This is a genomic window from Phreatobacter sp., assembly GCF_052440005.1.
Classification (GTDB): Bacteria; Pseudomonadota; Alphaproteobacteria; order Rhizobiales; family Phreatobacteraceae; genus Phreatobacter.
The window spans coordinates 1-12,251 of the sequence record NZ_JBQVQL010000116.1 but is presented as its reverse complement, the minus strand read 5'-3'; the positions used below and the strand labels follow the sequence as shown (position 1 = coordinate 12,251).

Genomic DNA, 12,251 nt, shown 5'->3' with positions numbered 1-12,251 from the left:
GGACGAGGGCGCCGCCGCTTCGGTCAGCTTGCCGCCGCCCCAGATGAAGGAGAAGCCGAGGAACCGGCCGGCGACCGCGACCACCGCCAGGGTGATGATCAAAAGCACCACGGCGAGCGCCTGGAGGAAGCCCTCCGACGTGGCGAAATCCGCCTGCTGGGTGATGTGCATGGCGAACATCTGGTCGCCCGGTCCGCCGAGCAGGGTCGGCGTGATGAAGAAGCCGAGGGCGCTGACGAAGACCAGCAGGAAGCCGGCGCCGATGCCGGGGAAGGTCAGCGGCAGCAGCACGCGCCAGAACACCGCAACCGGTCCCGCGCCGCAGGCCCGGCCGGCGCGCACCAGGCCCGGGTCGAGGCGGGAGATGCTGGAATAGAGCGTCAGCACCATCAGCGGCAGCAGCACGGCCGTCATGGCGACGAGCACGCTGCCGCGGTTGAACAGGAGCTGGGCCGGCTCGCTGACGATGCCGAGGGCGACCAGCATCTTGTTGATCGGGCCGTTGCGGCCGAGCAGCACCATCCAGGCATAGGTGCGGATGAGGATGGCGATGAAGTAGGGCAGCACGATCGCGGCCGAGATCAGCACCTTGACGATGCCTGTGCTGCGATGGATCAGCAGCGCCGTGGGGTAGCCGAGCACGAGGCAGAGGCAGCTCACCGTCAGCGAGATCTGCATCGTGCGGACGAGCGAGTCCCAATAGAGCGGCACCGAGAAGACGCGCTCGAAATAGCCGAGGAGCGTCGGGCCGCTGAGGCTGATGTGGACGAGGTCGATGACCGGCAGCAGGTAGACGACCGCGAGGAAGCCGAGCGCCGGCACGAGCAGCATGGCCGGGCTCTTCAGCGCCTCGCCGAGGCGGCTGCCGCCCGCAGGCGCCTGCAGCGTCGCCGCCGTCACGACAGCACCCAGCAGTCTTCCGCGTCCCAGCGGGCGTGCAGCCGGTCGCCGACCGCCGGCAGGGCAAGGTCCGCCCGGTCGGTGCAGCGCACGAGGATGGTCTCGCCGCTGTCCGTCGTTGCCTCGATGCGCAGGAGCTCGCCCAGGAACAGCGCCGAGGCGACGGTCACCGGCTGGCTGCCGGGCACGGGGTCGCGGCTCAGCGCGATCCGTTCCGGGCGCACCAGCACGCTGGCCCGGCCGACGTCGATGGCGTTGCGGCTCTCCGCGGTGAAGACGTGGCCGGACCGGCTCTTCAGCGTCATGGTCGAGCCGCGCTTCTGGACGATCTCGGCGTCGACGATGTTGCTCTCGCCGACGAAGGACGCGACGAAGCGGTTCTGCGGGTGGCGATAGATCTCACTGGGCGTGCCGATCTGGATAATCTGCCCGGCATCCATCACGGCGATCCGGTCGCTCATGGTCAGCGCCTCGCCCTGGTCGTGGGTGACGAACAGGATGGTGCTGCCGATGGTCCGGTGCAGGTCGCGGATCTCGATCTGGATGGATTCCCTCAGGCGCCGGTCAAGGGCGCTCAGCGGCTCGTCCATGAGCACCACGCGCGGGCGCATGACGATGGCGCGGGCGATGGCGACGCGCTGCTGCTGGCCGCCCGACATCTGCGACGGCGTCTTCTCCGCGTGGTCGGAGAGCCGCATGATCTCCAGCGTCTCGGCCACGCGCCGCGCGGCGGTGGCGCGGTCCACCCCGGCCATGCGCAGCGGAAAGCCGACGTTCTGGCTCACCGTCATGTTGGGGAACAGCGCATAGCTCTGGAACACCATGCCGAAGCCGCGCCGGTGGGTCGGCACGTGCTGGATCGGCCGGCCATCCACCTCGATCGAGCCGCTGTCGAGGCCCTGGAACCCCGCGATCAGGTTGAGGAGCGTGGTCTTGCCGCTGCCCGAGGGGCCGAGCAGCGTGATGAACTCGCCGGGCTCGATGTCGAGGGAGATCCGGTTGGCCGCGAGGAACGGGCCATAGGCCTTGACGACCTCCCTGACGGAAATCCGAGAGCCGATCGTGGCGGGGACGGGCGCTGCGGCGCCACGCGTCTCCGACGGGGCGGGGTGGCCTTCACGTGCAAGGACCCGAGCCGGGCTGTCGGCCATCAGATCATCCTCCCATGCGTTCTATATTATAGAACCTTATTCTGTAATCCATAATTCGACCTCCGGCCGTCGCTTGTCAAGACGCCGGATGGCAGGTGTCCGCGGCCGCCGGGACCGGCCTTTCGACAGGTGCGGCGAACGACGGAGGCGGAACGGGGAGAGCGGTTCGGGTCGCGGTCGGACGACGGCCGGTCAGGGCTTCGGCGCCGTCCAGGCGGCGCGGCTCGCCTGCAGATGGTCGACGAGCGCGCGCAGCTTCGGCGCGAGGTTCCGGCGGCTCGGGTAGTAGAGATAGAAGCCGGCGAAATAGGGCGAATAGGCCTCGAGGACCGGCACCAGTTCGCCGCGGACGAGGTGGGGCCGGAAGCTCTCCTCCATGCCGAAGGTGATGCCCGCGCCCGCTACGGCGAGCTTGATCATCAGCGCCATGTTGTTGGTGGTGACGGTCGGCGGCACGGTGACGCGGAAGTCCTTTCCCTCCTCGCTGAATTCCCATCGATAGGGGGCGCTGCCGGGAGCAGGGCGCCAGCCGATGCAGCGATGGGCGGCGAGATGGGCCGGGTGGGACGGCGCACCGTGGCGCTCGAGATAGGACGGTGCGCAGACCGCGATCTGCCGTTCGTCGCCGGCGACCGGCACGGCGATCATGTCCTGCTCGATCACCTCGCCCAGCCTGACACCGGCATCATAGCCGTCGGCCACGATGTCCACGTCGTCGTCGGTCACGGTGACGTCGAGTTCGACATCGGGATGGGCCGCCGTGAAGGCGGCGAGGAAAGGCCCCGCCAGGAACCGCTCGGCGATGGATGAAACGGCGAGCCTCAGGCGCCCCCGCGGCCGGCCCGTCAGCTGCGCCGCGCGCGCGAGCGCCGCGCCCATTTCCGCGAGGCCTGGCGCGATCTCCGCCCGCAGCGCCTCGCCCGCCTCCGTCAGCCCCACACTGCGGGTGGTGCGCAGCACGAGGGCGATGCCAAGCCCCTCCTCCAGCCGCCGGATCGTCTGGCTCACCGCCGACCGCGTCACCCCCAGCCGGTCCGCCGCGGCGCGGAAGCTCCGCTCCTCGGCGACCAGCGCGAAAACGGCGAGGGCGTTGAGATCCGGCACCATTGGTTAGAATCTCTTTCCAGCGTGAACAGATTTGGACGGCTTATGGCGACAATGCCCGGTGGATAGGGTCCTGCCAACCCCGGCAAGCGCCGGGCTCACAGCGAAAGGACCACCCCATGGCTCTCGACAAGGTCATCCTCATCACCGGTGCCTCCAGCGGGATCGGCGCCGGCATCGCCCGGGAACTGGGACGCGCCGGCGCGACGCTCGTGCTCGGTGCCCGCCGCACGGACCGGCTCGAACAGCTCGCCGCCGATATCGGGGGAAGGACGCTCGTCCGGCGCCTCGACGTCACCGACCGGGCGGACGTCGCCGCCTTCGCCGCGGCAGCGCGCGAGCGCTTCGGCCGTGTCGACGCCATCGTCAACAATGCCGGCGTGATGCCGCTGTCTCCCTTCGCCGCCCTGAAGGTGGAGGAATGGGACCGGATGATCGACGTGAACGTCCGGGGCGTGCTCAACGGCATTGCCGCCGTGCTCCCGGAGATGATGGAGCGCGGCTCCGGGCACGTCGTCAACGTCGCGTCCATCGGGGCCCTTCAGGTCTTCCCGATGGCCGGTGTCTACTGCGCAACGAAATATGCTGTGCGGGCCATCTCCGAGGGTCTTCGCCAGGAGCACGACCGCATCCGCGTCACCTGCATCCATCCCGGCGTCGTGGAGAGCGAACTCGCCGATACCATCACGGACCCGGCGGCGGCGGCCGCGATGAAGGCCTTCCGCGCCGTCGCGCTGACGCCCGATGCCATCGGCCCGGCCGTGCGCTACGCCATCGAGCAGCCCGATGACGTCGACGTCGGCGAGATCGTGGTGCGCCCCACCGCCAGCCGGTGAGGAGGCGCCCATGACCCGCCACGTCGAAAGCGCAGCCCTGCTCGCCGCCGCCCTCATCCTCGCTCCGGCCCCGGAAGCCGCAGCGCAGATGACGACCAGCCCCGCACGCGATGCGACCCCGGCGTCCGCCCACCCCTATGTCGGCATGTGGGTGACGGCCGACGGCCACATCCGCCAGGAACTGCTGCCGAACGGCCGTTACGACGAGGCGAGAGGCGCGCGCCGCAGCGCCTATCGCGGCCGCTACACCGTGAGCGGCAACCGGATCGCCTATGTGGACGACACCGGCTTCAGCGCCGACGGAACGTTCGTCGATGCGGACACGCTGCATCACGGCGGCATGGTCTTCAGGCGCGAGCGCTGAGCGGAGCGCCGCGGACACGGGCGGCGGGACGACCGGACAAATGCCGGTGCGCCCCCTCTCGCAGTCCGCGGCGGCTTCCGTTATGGTTCGCCCGCCCGTTCGCCGAGGACCCTCACTTGAGCCCATCCATGTCCCGCCGCTCTGCCCTTCTTGCTGTCCTCGCGGGCGCGGTGGCGCTCGGCGGCTGCGGCCGCAGGGGTGGCCTCGAACTTCCCGGTGAGACGCCCTCGCCCATCGGCGGCCCGACGCCGCCGAATCTGCCGCCCCGGACCGAAGTTCCCGCCGATCCCGCCAGCCCCGCCCAGCGCCAGGCCCAGCCGGCGCGCCGCGACTACGACCGCAACCGGCCCGCCGGTGGCGGCCAGCTGCTGCCCTCCGGCCAGTTCGTCCTCGATCCGCTTCTCTAGTCCTGCCGGCCGCAGGGCCTCAGGCATCCCAGCGAACACCCGCCCCATGCACCATTTCGCCTATCGCGACGGCCACCTCCACGCCGAGGACGTGCCACTGGAGACCATCGCCGCCGCGGTGGGCACGCCGTTCTACTGCTATTCCACCGCCACGCTGGAGCGGCACTACCGCGTCTTCTCCGAAGCCTTCGCCGGCCTCGATTTCCTCGTCTGCTACGCCATGAAGGCCAATTCCAACCAGGCGGTCATCTCGACGTTGGCCCGCCTCGGCGCCGGCATGGACGTGGTCTCCGGCGGCGAGCTGAAGCGCGCCATCGCCGCCGGCGTCCCCGGCGAGCGCATCATGTTCTCCGGCGTCGGCAAGACAGAGGCCGAGCACGCCGCCGCCCTCGAGGCCGGCGTCTTCTGCATCAACGTCGAGAGCGAGCCGGAGGTGGAGCAGCTCTCGCGCGTCGCCACCTCGCTCGGGCGCACCGCCCACGTCTCCTTCCGCGTCAATCCGGACGTCGACGCCCGCACCCACGCCAAGATCTCCACGGGCAAGAAGGGCGACAAGTTCGGCATCCCCATCTCCACCGCACGCGAGGCCTATGCCCGCGCCGCGAAGCTCCCCGGCATTCACATTGCCGGCGTCGACATGCACATCGGCTCGCAGATCACCGACCTGCAGCCCTACGACGACGCCTATGCGCTGCTCGCCGAGTTCGTGGGGACCCTCCGGTCCGACGGCCACGCCGTCGAGCACGTCGACGTCGGCGGCGGCCTCGGCATCCCCTATCGCGACGACAACGAGCCGCCGCCCGAGCCGGTGCGCTATGCCGAGGTGGTGAAGCGCCACACGGCGAACCTCGGCGCCCGGGTGATCATGGAGCCCGGCCGCATGATGGTCGGCAATGCCGGCATCCTCGTCACCCGCGTCATCTACGTGAAGGAGACCGAGGGCCACACCTTCGTCATCGTCGACGGGGCCATGAACGACCTGATCCGGCCGACCCTCTACGACGCCCACCACGAAATCCGCCCGGTGAAGGAGCCCGTTCCCGGCGCGCCGAAGCCGAAGGTCGACGTGGTCGGACCCATCTGCGAGAGCGGCGACTATCTCGCCCTCGGCCGCAAGCTGCCCAAAGTCGGCCCCGGCGATCTCCTGGCGGTGATGACGGCCGGCGCCTATGGCGCGGTCCAGGCCGGCACTTACAACACCCGGCCGCTGTCGCCGGAAGTGCTGGTGAAGGGTGGCGATTTTGCCGTCGTGCGCCCGCGTCTCGAGGTCGAGGCCATCATCGCCATGGACCGCCTGCCGGCCTGGCTGTAGCTGCTGCACCGCCAAAAGCGGGATTGACCTGAGGGCCGCGAGGGTCTTCATGCGCGGGCTCCACCCCCGTGCAGGAGCCCCACCATGCTGCCGCAACGTCTGGTCGACGGCTACGCGTCCTTCCTCGAGGCCCGCTTTCCCGACGAATCCGAGCGCTATCGCCGGCTCGCCCAGTCCGGGCAGAGCCCGAAGACCATGGTCGTCTCCTGCTGCGACAGCCGCGTCTCGCCCGAGGTGATCTTCGACGTCGGCCCGGGCGAGCTCTTCATCGTCCGCAACGTGGCCAATCTGGTGCCGCCCTATGCGCCGGACGAGAACTATCACGGCACCTCGGCCGCCCTCGAATTCGCCGTCCAGGCGCTGCGCGTCACCGACATCGTCGTGCTCGGCCATGCCCAGTGCGGCGGCATCCGCGCCTCCGTGGCCGAGGATGCCGAACCCCTGTCGCCCGGCGACTTCATCGGCCGCTGGATGGGCCTCGTCGCCCCCGCCATCGAGAAGGTGGGGCCGCGCGGCGACAGGTCCATGGCCGACTATCTGCGCCAGCTCGAATTCGCCTCCGTCGCCACCACCCTGAACAACCTGCGCACGTTCCCCTGCGTGCGCATCCTCGAGGAGCGCGGCAAGCTCAAGCTGCACGGCGCCTTCTTCGGCGTGGCCACCGGCGTGCTGAGCGTGCTGGACGAGGCGACGGGCGAGTTCAGGCCCGTGATGGACAAACCGGGCCGGGTCTTCTCCTGCAGCGCGGTGGGGTGAGCTACAGCCTCACGTCGCCGTAGCACGGCGCCTTGCCCCACAGCGCGAGCCGGTAGCCCTTGCGCAGGCCGAGGGTGAAATAGGGGTCGGCCTCGACGAGGCCCACGGCCTCCTCACGGCTCTCCACCTCCAGGACCCAGAGCCCGCCCTCCCACCAGGCGTCCGGCTCGGACCGCAGGCCGCCGCCGATCAGGATGCGGTCGGCATGGGCGGCGAGATAGTCGAAATGGGCCTGGGCGTGATTCTGCCTCACCCAGGCGGCATCGGAATTGTCGTCGAAGAGAACGATCCAGCGGGCCATGACGGCGCTCCAAACAGAAACGGCGGGCCCGGGGGCCCGCCGTCGCACGAGATGGGAAAGGGTGCGAAGGAAAGGGCGGCGATCAGGCCGCCGCTTTCGCCCGCGGCTGGATCAGCTTGCGGTTGATCAGCACCTCGGCGATCTGCACCGCGTTCAGCGCCGCACCCTTGCGCAGGTTGTCCGAGACGCACCAGAAGGCGAGGCCGTTCTCGACCGTCGCGTCCTCGCGGATGCGCGAGACGTAGGTCGCATCCTCGCCGGCGGCGTCGAGCGGGGTGGCGTAGCCGCCGTTCTCCTGCTTGTCGATGACGAGCACGCCCGGGGCCGCCCGCAGGATCTCGCGGGCCTCCTCAGCGGTGATCGGCTGCTCGCACTCGATGTTGACGGCTTCCGAATGGGCGATGAAGACGGGCACGCGCACGCAGGTCGCCGTCAGCTTGATCTTCGGGTCGAGGATCTTCTTGGTCTCGACCGTCATCTTCCATTCCTCCTTCGTGTAGCCGTCCTCCATGAAGACGTCGATGTGGGGAATGAGGTTGAAGGCGATGCGGGCGGGGAACTTCTTCGTCTCCGGGTCCTTCATCGAGTAGAGCGCCTTGGTCTGGCGGTCGAGCTCGTCCATGCCCTCCTTGCCGGCGCCGGAGACCGACTGGTAGGTCGAGACGACGACGCGCTTGATGCCGAAGCGGTCGTGCAGCGGCTTCAGCGCCACCACGAGCTGGGCGGTGGAGCAGTTCGGATTGGCGATGATGTTGCGCTTGGTGAAGCCCGCGACGGCGTCGGCATTCACTTCAGGCACGATCAGCGGCACGTCGGAATCGTAGCGGAAGGCGGAGGAGTTATCGATCACGACGCAGCCGGCCGCGCCGATCTTCGGCGACCATTCCTTCGACACCGTGCCGCCCGCCGACATCAGGCAGATATCGGTGTCGGAGAAGTCGAAGTGCTCGAGGGCCTTCACCTTCAGCACCTTGTCGCCGAAGGAGACCTCCTGGCCGACCGAGCGGCGCGAGGCCAGCGGAATCACCTCGGAAACGGGAAAGCCCCGCTCGGCGAGGATGGCGAGCATCTCGCGGCCCACATTGCCCGTGGCACCGACGACGGCGACCTTGTAACCCATGATTCCAGCCTCTTTGGCTTGCAACTCTCCCCCGGGATCGGGCCCGTCACCGGGTCCCGTGGCGCCCATCTCCCCGTCGGGGGAGCACCCGGTTGCGAGGACGAAGCGTCAGCCTGCCGTACCGCCTTTGGCGGCCGGCGTGGTTTTCGTCGTCGTTTTGAACCGAGCGAAAGCCATGGCGCGGAGAGGTGTCCTCGGCGAAAGTGCCGTGAGGGCAGCGAAAAACACCAGGTGCGGCGAAATGTCAATCGCGCTAAGGCCCTGTGGCTGGCTATGGCGGGCCCCCGCCCAACATTCGCCGGGAATGCCATGGCATCAGGGATGCCCCACCGCCTGCCCGAGAGCCCGATGATCCATACCCTTTCCCGTCGCAATCTCCTGACCATCGCTGCGGCGGCGGGCCTCGCCCCGACCCTCACCGGCGGCGCGAAGGCCGCGACCGCGCTGCGCTACGGGCCGCCCGCGCCCTTTTCCTACAACGTGCTGAAGCGGATGGCCGCCGAGCGGGCGGGCAAGCCCTATGTGCCGCCGGAGCGGCCGAAGCCCGAGATCGTCAGCCGCATCGACTACGACAACCACGGCAAGCTGCGCTTCGACAAGGACGTGGCGCTCTTCGCCGAGGGGCCCGGCGCCTATCCCGTCACATTCCAGCACGTCGGCCAGTACTTCCCCAAGACCGTCCACATGCATGTGGTGGAGGGCGAGACGGCGCGCGAGATCGTCTACGACCCGCGCTACTTCACGATCTCGTCCGATCATCCGGCCGCCGCCCTGCCCGCCGAGCCCTCGGCCTTCGCCGGCCTCTGGCTGCAGGAGGCGAAGTCCGGCCCCTGGAAGACGCAGGAGCCCTGGGCGACCTGGCTGGGTGCCTCCTATTTCCGCGGCGTCGGCGAGCTCGGCCAGGTCGGCCTGTCGGCCCGCGGCATCGCCCTCTCCCCCGGCCAGGGTCCAGGTCCCGAGGAGTTCCCCGATTTCGTCGGCTTCTGGATCGCCCCGGCGGCGAGCGAGACCGATCCCGTCACGCTCTATGCGCTGATGGATTCGCCCTCCCTCTCCGGCGCCTACCGCTTCCTGTGCCGGCGCACCTCCGGCGTCGTCATGGACATCGAGGCGACGCTGCATTTCCGCCGTCGCGTCTCCCATGTCGGCATCGCCCCGCTGACCTCCATGTACTGGTATTCGGAGACGGCCTCGTCCCGCACCATCGACTGGCGGCCGGAGGTGCACGATTCCGACGGCCTCGCCATCTGGACCGGCGGCGGCGAGCGCATCTGGCGCCCGCTCAACAACCCGCCGCGCACCATGACCTCGAGCTTCGTCGACCAGACCCCGCGCGGCTTCGGCCTCCTGCAGCGCGACCGCGAGTTCCTGCACTATCTCGACGGCGTGAAATACGAGAAACGTCCCTCGGCCTGGGTCGAGCCGCAGGGCGACTGGGGCCGCGGCGCGGTGCAGCTCGTCGAGCTCAACACCGACGACGAGATCCACGACAACATCGTCGCCATGTGGGTGCCGGAGGCGCCGGCCGAGCCCGGCCAGCCCCGCGAATACCGCTATCGGCTGCACTGGCTCGCCGACGAGCCCTATCCGACCCCGCTCGCCCGCGTCGTCGCCACCCGCCTCGGTCGTGGCGGCCAGCCGGGCCAGCCGCGCCCGCAGGGCGTGCGCAAGTTCCTCGTGGAGTTCAAGGGCGGGCCGCTGGTGAACCTGCCGAAGGGCACGATCCCGAAGCCGGTGCTCTGGGCCTCGCGCGGTACCTTCGGGGAGTACCAGTACACGGAAGCCGTCCCGAACGACGTGCCGGGCCACTGGCGTACCCAGTTCGACCTCAGGGTCGAGGGCAACGATCCCGTGGAGATGCGCTGCTATCTCCGGGTCGGTGACCAGGTGGCATCCGAGAGCTGGCTCTACCAGTATCACCCGGGCGCCTGACCCGTTCAGGCCACCCGGCTCGCCATCATCGCGCGGTTGCGGATGCCGACGAGCACCTCGGCGGCGCTCGGGCTGCGCCGCTGGTTCGGAGGACCGGCGAAGACGCCCGCTAGCACGGCCGGCTGCCGCTGCGCGGGAGAGCGCGCCTGGAGCCCCTGCATCTGGCTTCGCCTCAGGCAGGCGAGCGTCGCCTCCGCCTCCGCCAGCAACTGGCCGTCAGCCTCGGCGCGGCCCGTGGTCCGCTCGCGGAGCGCCCGCACCGCCTTCTCGGCCATGACGATCCGGCGGCCGCGGTCGCAGCGCGCCAGCCGCGCCTCGGCGTCGGCGATGCGCTGCTTCTGCCGCTCGATCTCCGCCGCGAGCACCTTCAGGCACTGGCTGCCTACGAGGACGTCGGTGGCGATGGCCGCGATATCACCGGCGGCCTCTTCCGCCATGTCGGCGAAGCCCGCCCTCACCGCCGCGACGGCGCGGCCGTCGAGCGTCGCCATCCGGCTCCTCAGGTTGCGGAGCCGGTGCGCCTCCGACCTTTCGGAAGCGACCGCGGCCGCCAGTTCACGGCGCGCCAGGGCGAGATCGCGCGTCGCGACCCGCGCCTGATGGTCGATCAGCGCCAGCGCGTTGCGGTCGTCGACGCATCCGGCGCCGACGGGAAGCTGGCCGTGCATGAGCCTGAACATCGACTTGAACATCGGCGACCCCTCCGCTATGAACGTTGTTCACGAGTCCTGTGTAGCGACCCCGTGAACGATGTTCAAGTACTTTTTTGAACGTCGTTCAAGATTCTTGCTGGAGGCGGTATCTTCATGACGACGGACCTGCCGGCACGGCGCGCGAAGTTGCGGGACGACCTGATCGCCGCCGCCGAAGCCGCCATCGCGACGGGTGGTCTCTCCGCCCTCAAGGCCCGCGCCCTGGCGGAGGCCGCAGGTTGCGCGGTCGGCGCCATCTACAACGTCTTTCCCGACCTCGACGCCCTGATCTTCACGGTCAACGCCCGTACCCTGGAGCGTCTCGACGAGGTGCTGGCCTCGACCGTCCGGCCCGGCACCGATCCGGAAACCGCCATGCGCCGCCTGGCGCTTGCCTATCACGGCTTCTCGCGGTCCGAGCGCCGGCGCTGGACGGCGGTCTTCGCCCACCAGATCCCGGACGGGTCGACGCCGCCGGACTGGTATCTCGGCGTCGTCGGCCGCCTCTTCCGGCACATCGAGGCGCCACTTGCCGAGTTGCTGCCGGGCTCGACGCCGGAGACGCGCGCGGGCCTCGCCCGCACGCTGTTCTCGGCCACCCACGGCATCGTCTCGCTGGGTCTTGAGGAAAAGCTTGGCCCCGCCCCCGACGAGGTCATCGCCGGCGCGCTGGTGGTGATGACGCGCAGCTGGGTTCTCGGCCTGCCGGGCGCCGTCGGCGTCGCTACTCGACCCTGACGGTCACCGAGGCGCTGCGCCCCTCGCCATCCACCACCGACAGTGTCGTGAAGCCGGGACCATCCGGCAGGACGTTGGCCTGTCGCTGCGCGCCGAAGCGGCCGGCAGGCCGCCCGTCCACCAGCACGGTGAACGGCGGGCGTCCGCCGGTGGTGCGCACCACGAGCTGCTCCATCTCGCCCCGCGCCGCGCCGAGATCGACGCGAACGCCGTCCGGGGGGAAGGCGATCTTCAGGTCGCGCGTGTCGCTCGCCTCTTCGCGCGCCGGCCCGAAGCGGCGCAGCGGCGCGGGGAGCTGGACATGGCTCATCGGCGTTGCGGCGGCAGGCCGCGGCGGCATGGCGGCGGGCGGCCCCAGCCGCGCGAAGGCGTCGAAGAGGATGGGAGCTGCCGCCGTGCGGCCGGTGATGCCAGGAACGGAGGACCCGTCCGGCCGCCCGACCCAGACCGCCACCGTGCGCCGGCCGTCGAAGCCGACCGCCCAGGCGTCGCGGAAGCCGTAGGACGTGCCGGTCTTGTAGGCGAGGCGCCCGGTCAGCGCCGCGTCCGGGGCGGGCGCCTCGGTGAGGATGTCGCCGACGTGCCAGGCTGCGGCCTCGTCGGTCACGGGCCGGCCCGCCGGCTGCGGCGCGCCCTGC

13 protein-coding genes and 1 pseudogene are annotated in these 12,251 nt (G+C 70.0%); 7 read left to right on the top strand and 7 right to left on the bottom strand.

The window, feature by feature from the left end; all coding sequences use genetic code 11:
- The 3 genes from ACT6XY_RS20460 to ACT6XY_RS20450 form a co-directional block, all read right to left on the bottom strand.
- The coding region (locus tag ACT6XY_RS20460) for an ABC transporter permease (RefSeq protein ID WP_444750153.1) at nucleotides 1-900 on the bottom strand (900 nt) is incomplete at its 3' end.
- Nucleotides 897-2,051: an ABC transporter ATP-binding protein gene (locus ACT6XY_RS20455; RefSeq protein ID WP_444750152.1), complete on the bottom strand. Its 1,155-nt coding sequence runs from the start codon at nucleotides 2,049-2,051 to the stop codon at nucleotides 897-899. The genes ACT6XY_RS20455 and ACT6XY_RS20460, both read right to left, overlap by 4 nt.
- A gap of 192 nt (nucleotides 2,052-2,243) precedes the next feature.
- Nucleotides 2,244-3,158: a LysR family transcriptional regulator gene (locus ACT6XY_RS20450; RefSeq protein ID WP_444750151.1), complete on the bottom strand. Its 915-nt coding sequence runs from the start codon at nucleotides 3,156-3,158 to the stop codon at nucleotides 2,244-2,246.
- A 116-nt stretch (nucleotides 3,159-3,274) separates the two neighbouring features.
- Here ACT6XY_RS20450 and ACT6XY_RS20445 point away from each other — a divergent pair, with 116 nt between their 5' ends.
- The 5 genes from ACT6XY_RS20445 (at nucleotide 3,275) to ACT6XY_RS20425 (ending at nucleotide 6,830) form a co-directional block, all read left to right on the top strand.
- Nucleotides 3,275-3,991: an SDR family oxidoreductase gene (locus ACT6XY_RS20445; protein WP_444750150.1), complete on the top strand. Its 717-nt coding sequence runs from the start codon at nucleotides 3,275-3,277 to the stop codon at nucleotides 3,989-3,991.
- Nucleotides 3,992-4,001: 10 nt separating this feature from the next.
- Nucleotides 4,002-4,355: an Atu4866 domain-containing protein gene (locus tag ACT6XY_RS20440; RefSeq protein WP_444750149.1), complete on the top strand. Its 354-nt coding sequence runs from the start codon at nucleotides 4,002-4,004 to the stop codon at nucleotides 4,353-4,355.
- 128 nt (nucleotides 4,356-4,483) lie between these two features.
- On the top strand, nucleotides 4,484-4,762 hold the full coding sequence (lptM, locus tag ACT6XY_RS20435; protein WP_444750148.1) for an LPS translocon maturation chaperone LptM: 279 nt from the start codon (nucleotides 4,484-4,486) through the stop codon (nucleotides 4,760-4,762).
- Nucleotides 4,763-4,808: 46 nt separating this feature from the next.
- Nucleotides 4,809-6,074, top strand: a complete 1,266-nt coding sequence (lysA, locus tag ACT6XY_RS20430; protein WP_444750147.1) for a diaminopimelate decarboxylase — start codon at nucleotides 4,809-4,811, stop codon at nucleotides 6,072-6,074.
- An 84-nt stretch (nucleotides 6,075-6,158) separates the two neighbouring features.
- Nucleotides 6,159-6,830, top strand: a complete 672-nt coding sequence (locus ACT6XY_RS20425) for a carbonic anhydrase (protein ID WP_444750146.1) — start codon at nucleotides 6,159-6,161, stop codon at nucleotides 6,828-6,830.
- Between the two features lies 1 nt (nucleotide 6,831).
- Here the strand turns inward: ACT6XY_RS20425 and ACT6XY_RS20420 are convergent, their stop codons facing one another.
- Together ACT6XY_RS20420 and ACT6XY_RS20415 are read right to left on the bottom strand one after the other, a co-directional pair.
- Nucleotides 6,832-7,131 carry a YciI family protein gene (locus tag ACT6XY_RS20420; protein WP_444750145.1) on the bottom strand — a complete coding sequence of 100 codons (300 nt, stop codon included), beginning with the start codon at nucleotides 7,129-7,131 and terminating at the stop codon, nucleotides 6,832-6,834.
- Between the two features lie 82 nt (nucleotides 7,132-7,213).
- Entirely contained in the window at nucleotides 7,214-8,251 is a 1,038-nt protein-coding gene (locus ACT6XY_RS20415; RefSeq protein ID WP_444750144.1) for an aspartate-semialdehyde dehydrogenase, read from the bottom strand.
- A 348-nt stretch (nucleotides 8,252-8,599) separates the two neighbouring features.
- On the opposite strand from ACT6XY_RS20415, the gene ACT6XY_RS20410 reads away from it, so the two are divergent.
- On the top strand, nucleotides 8,600-10,183 hold the full coding sequence (locus tag ACT6XY_RS20410; RefSeq protein ID WP_444750143.1) for a glucan biosynthesis protein: 1,584 nt from the start codon (nucleotides 8,600-8,602) through the stop codon (nucleotides 10,181-10,183).
- A 5-nt stretch (nucleotides 10,184-10,188) separates the two neighbouring features.
- On the opposite strand, the gene ACT6XY_RS20405 is transcribed toward ACT6XY_RS20410, so the two are convergent.
- Entirely contained in the window at nucleotides 10,189-10,875 is a 687-nt protein-coding gene (locus tag ACT6XY_RS20405) for a PspA/IM30 family protein (protein ID WP_444750142.1), read from the bottom strand.
- A gap of 114 nt (nucleotides 10,876-10,989) precedes the next feature.
- On the opposite strand from ACT6XY_RS20405, the gene ACT6XY_RS20400 reads away from it, so the two are divergent.
- Entirely contained in the window at nucleotides 10,990-11,613 is a 624-nt protein-coding gene (locus ACT6XY_RS20400; RefSeq protein WP_444750141.1) for a TetR/AcrR family transcriptional regulator, read from the top strand.
- Here ACT6XY_RS20400 and ACT6XY_RS20395 read toward each other — a convergent pair.
- Nucleotides 11,600-12,251, bottom strand: a pseudogene (locus ACT6XY_RS20395) (penicillin-binding protein 1C); the annotation flags it as partial. The gene ACT6XY_RS20400 and the pseudogene ACT6XY_RS20395 sit on opposite strands and share 14 nt — an antisense overlap.

What these genes read in the sequence shown, in the direction of transcription:
- ACT6XY_RS20405 (WP_444750142.1), bottom strand. Translation starts at nt 10,875, where the DNA reads ATGTTCAAGTCGATGTTCAGGCTCATGCACGGCCAGCTTCCCGTCGGC.
- ACT6XY_RS20420 (WP_444750145.1), bottom strand. Translation starts at nt 7,131, where the DNA reads ATGGCCCGCTGGATCGTTCTCTTCGACGACAATTCCGATGCCGCCTGG.
- lptM (WP_444750148.1), top strand. Translation starts at nt 4,484, where the DNA reads ATGTCCCGCCGCTCTGCCCTTCTTGCTGTCCTCGCGGGCGCGGTGGCG.
- ACT6XY_RS20445 (WP_444750150.1), top strand. Translation starts at nt 3,275, where the DNA reads ATGGCTCTCGACAAGGTCATCCTCATCACCGGTGCCTCCAGCGGGATC.
- ACT6XY_RS20440 (WP_444750149.1), top strand. Translation starts at nt 4,002, where the DNA reads ATGACCCGCCACGTCGAAAGCGCAGCCCTGCTCGCCGCCGCCCTCATC.
- ACT6XY_RS20410 (WP_444750143.1), top strand. Translation starts at nt 8,600, where the DNA reads ATGATCCATACCCTTTCCCGTCGCAATCTCCTGACCATCGCTGCGGCG.
- ACT6XY_RS20425 (WP_444750146.1), top strand. Translation starts at nt 6,159, where the DNA reads ATGCTGCCGCAACGTCTGGTCGACGGCTACGCGTCCTTCCTCGAGGCC.
- ACT6XY_RS20455 (WP_444750152.1), bottom strand. Translation starts at nt 2,051, where the DNA reads ATGGCCGACAGCCCGGCTCGGGTCCTTGCACGTGAAGGCCACCCCGCC.
- ACT6XY_RS20400 (WP_444750141.1), top strand. Translation starts at nt 10,990, where the DNA reads ATGACGACGGACCTGCCGGCACGGCGCGCGAAGTTGCGGGACGACCTG.
- ACT6XY_RS20450 (WP_444750151.1), bottom strand. Translation starts at nt 3,158, where the DNA reads ATGGTGCCGGATCTCAACGCCCTCGCCGTTTTCGCGCTGGTCGCCGAG.
- lysA (WP_444750147.1), top strand. Translation starts at nt 4,809, where the DNA reads ATGCACCATTTCGCCTATCGCGACGGCCACCTCCACGCCGAGGACGTG.
- ACT6XY_RS20415 (WP_444750144.1), bottom strand. Translation starts at nt 8,251, where the DNA reads ATGGGTTACAAGGTCGCCGTCGTCGGTGCCACGGGCAATGTGGGCCGC.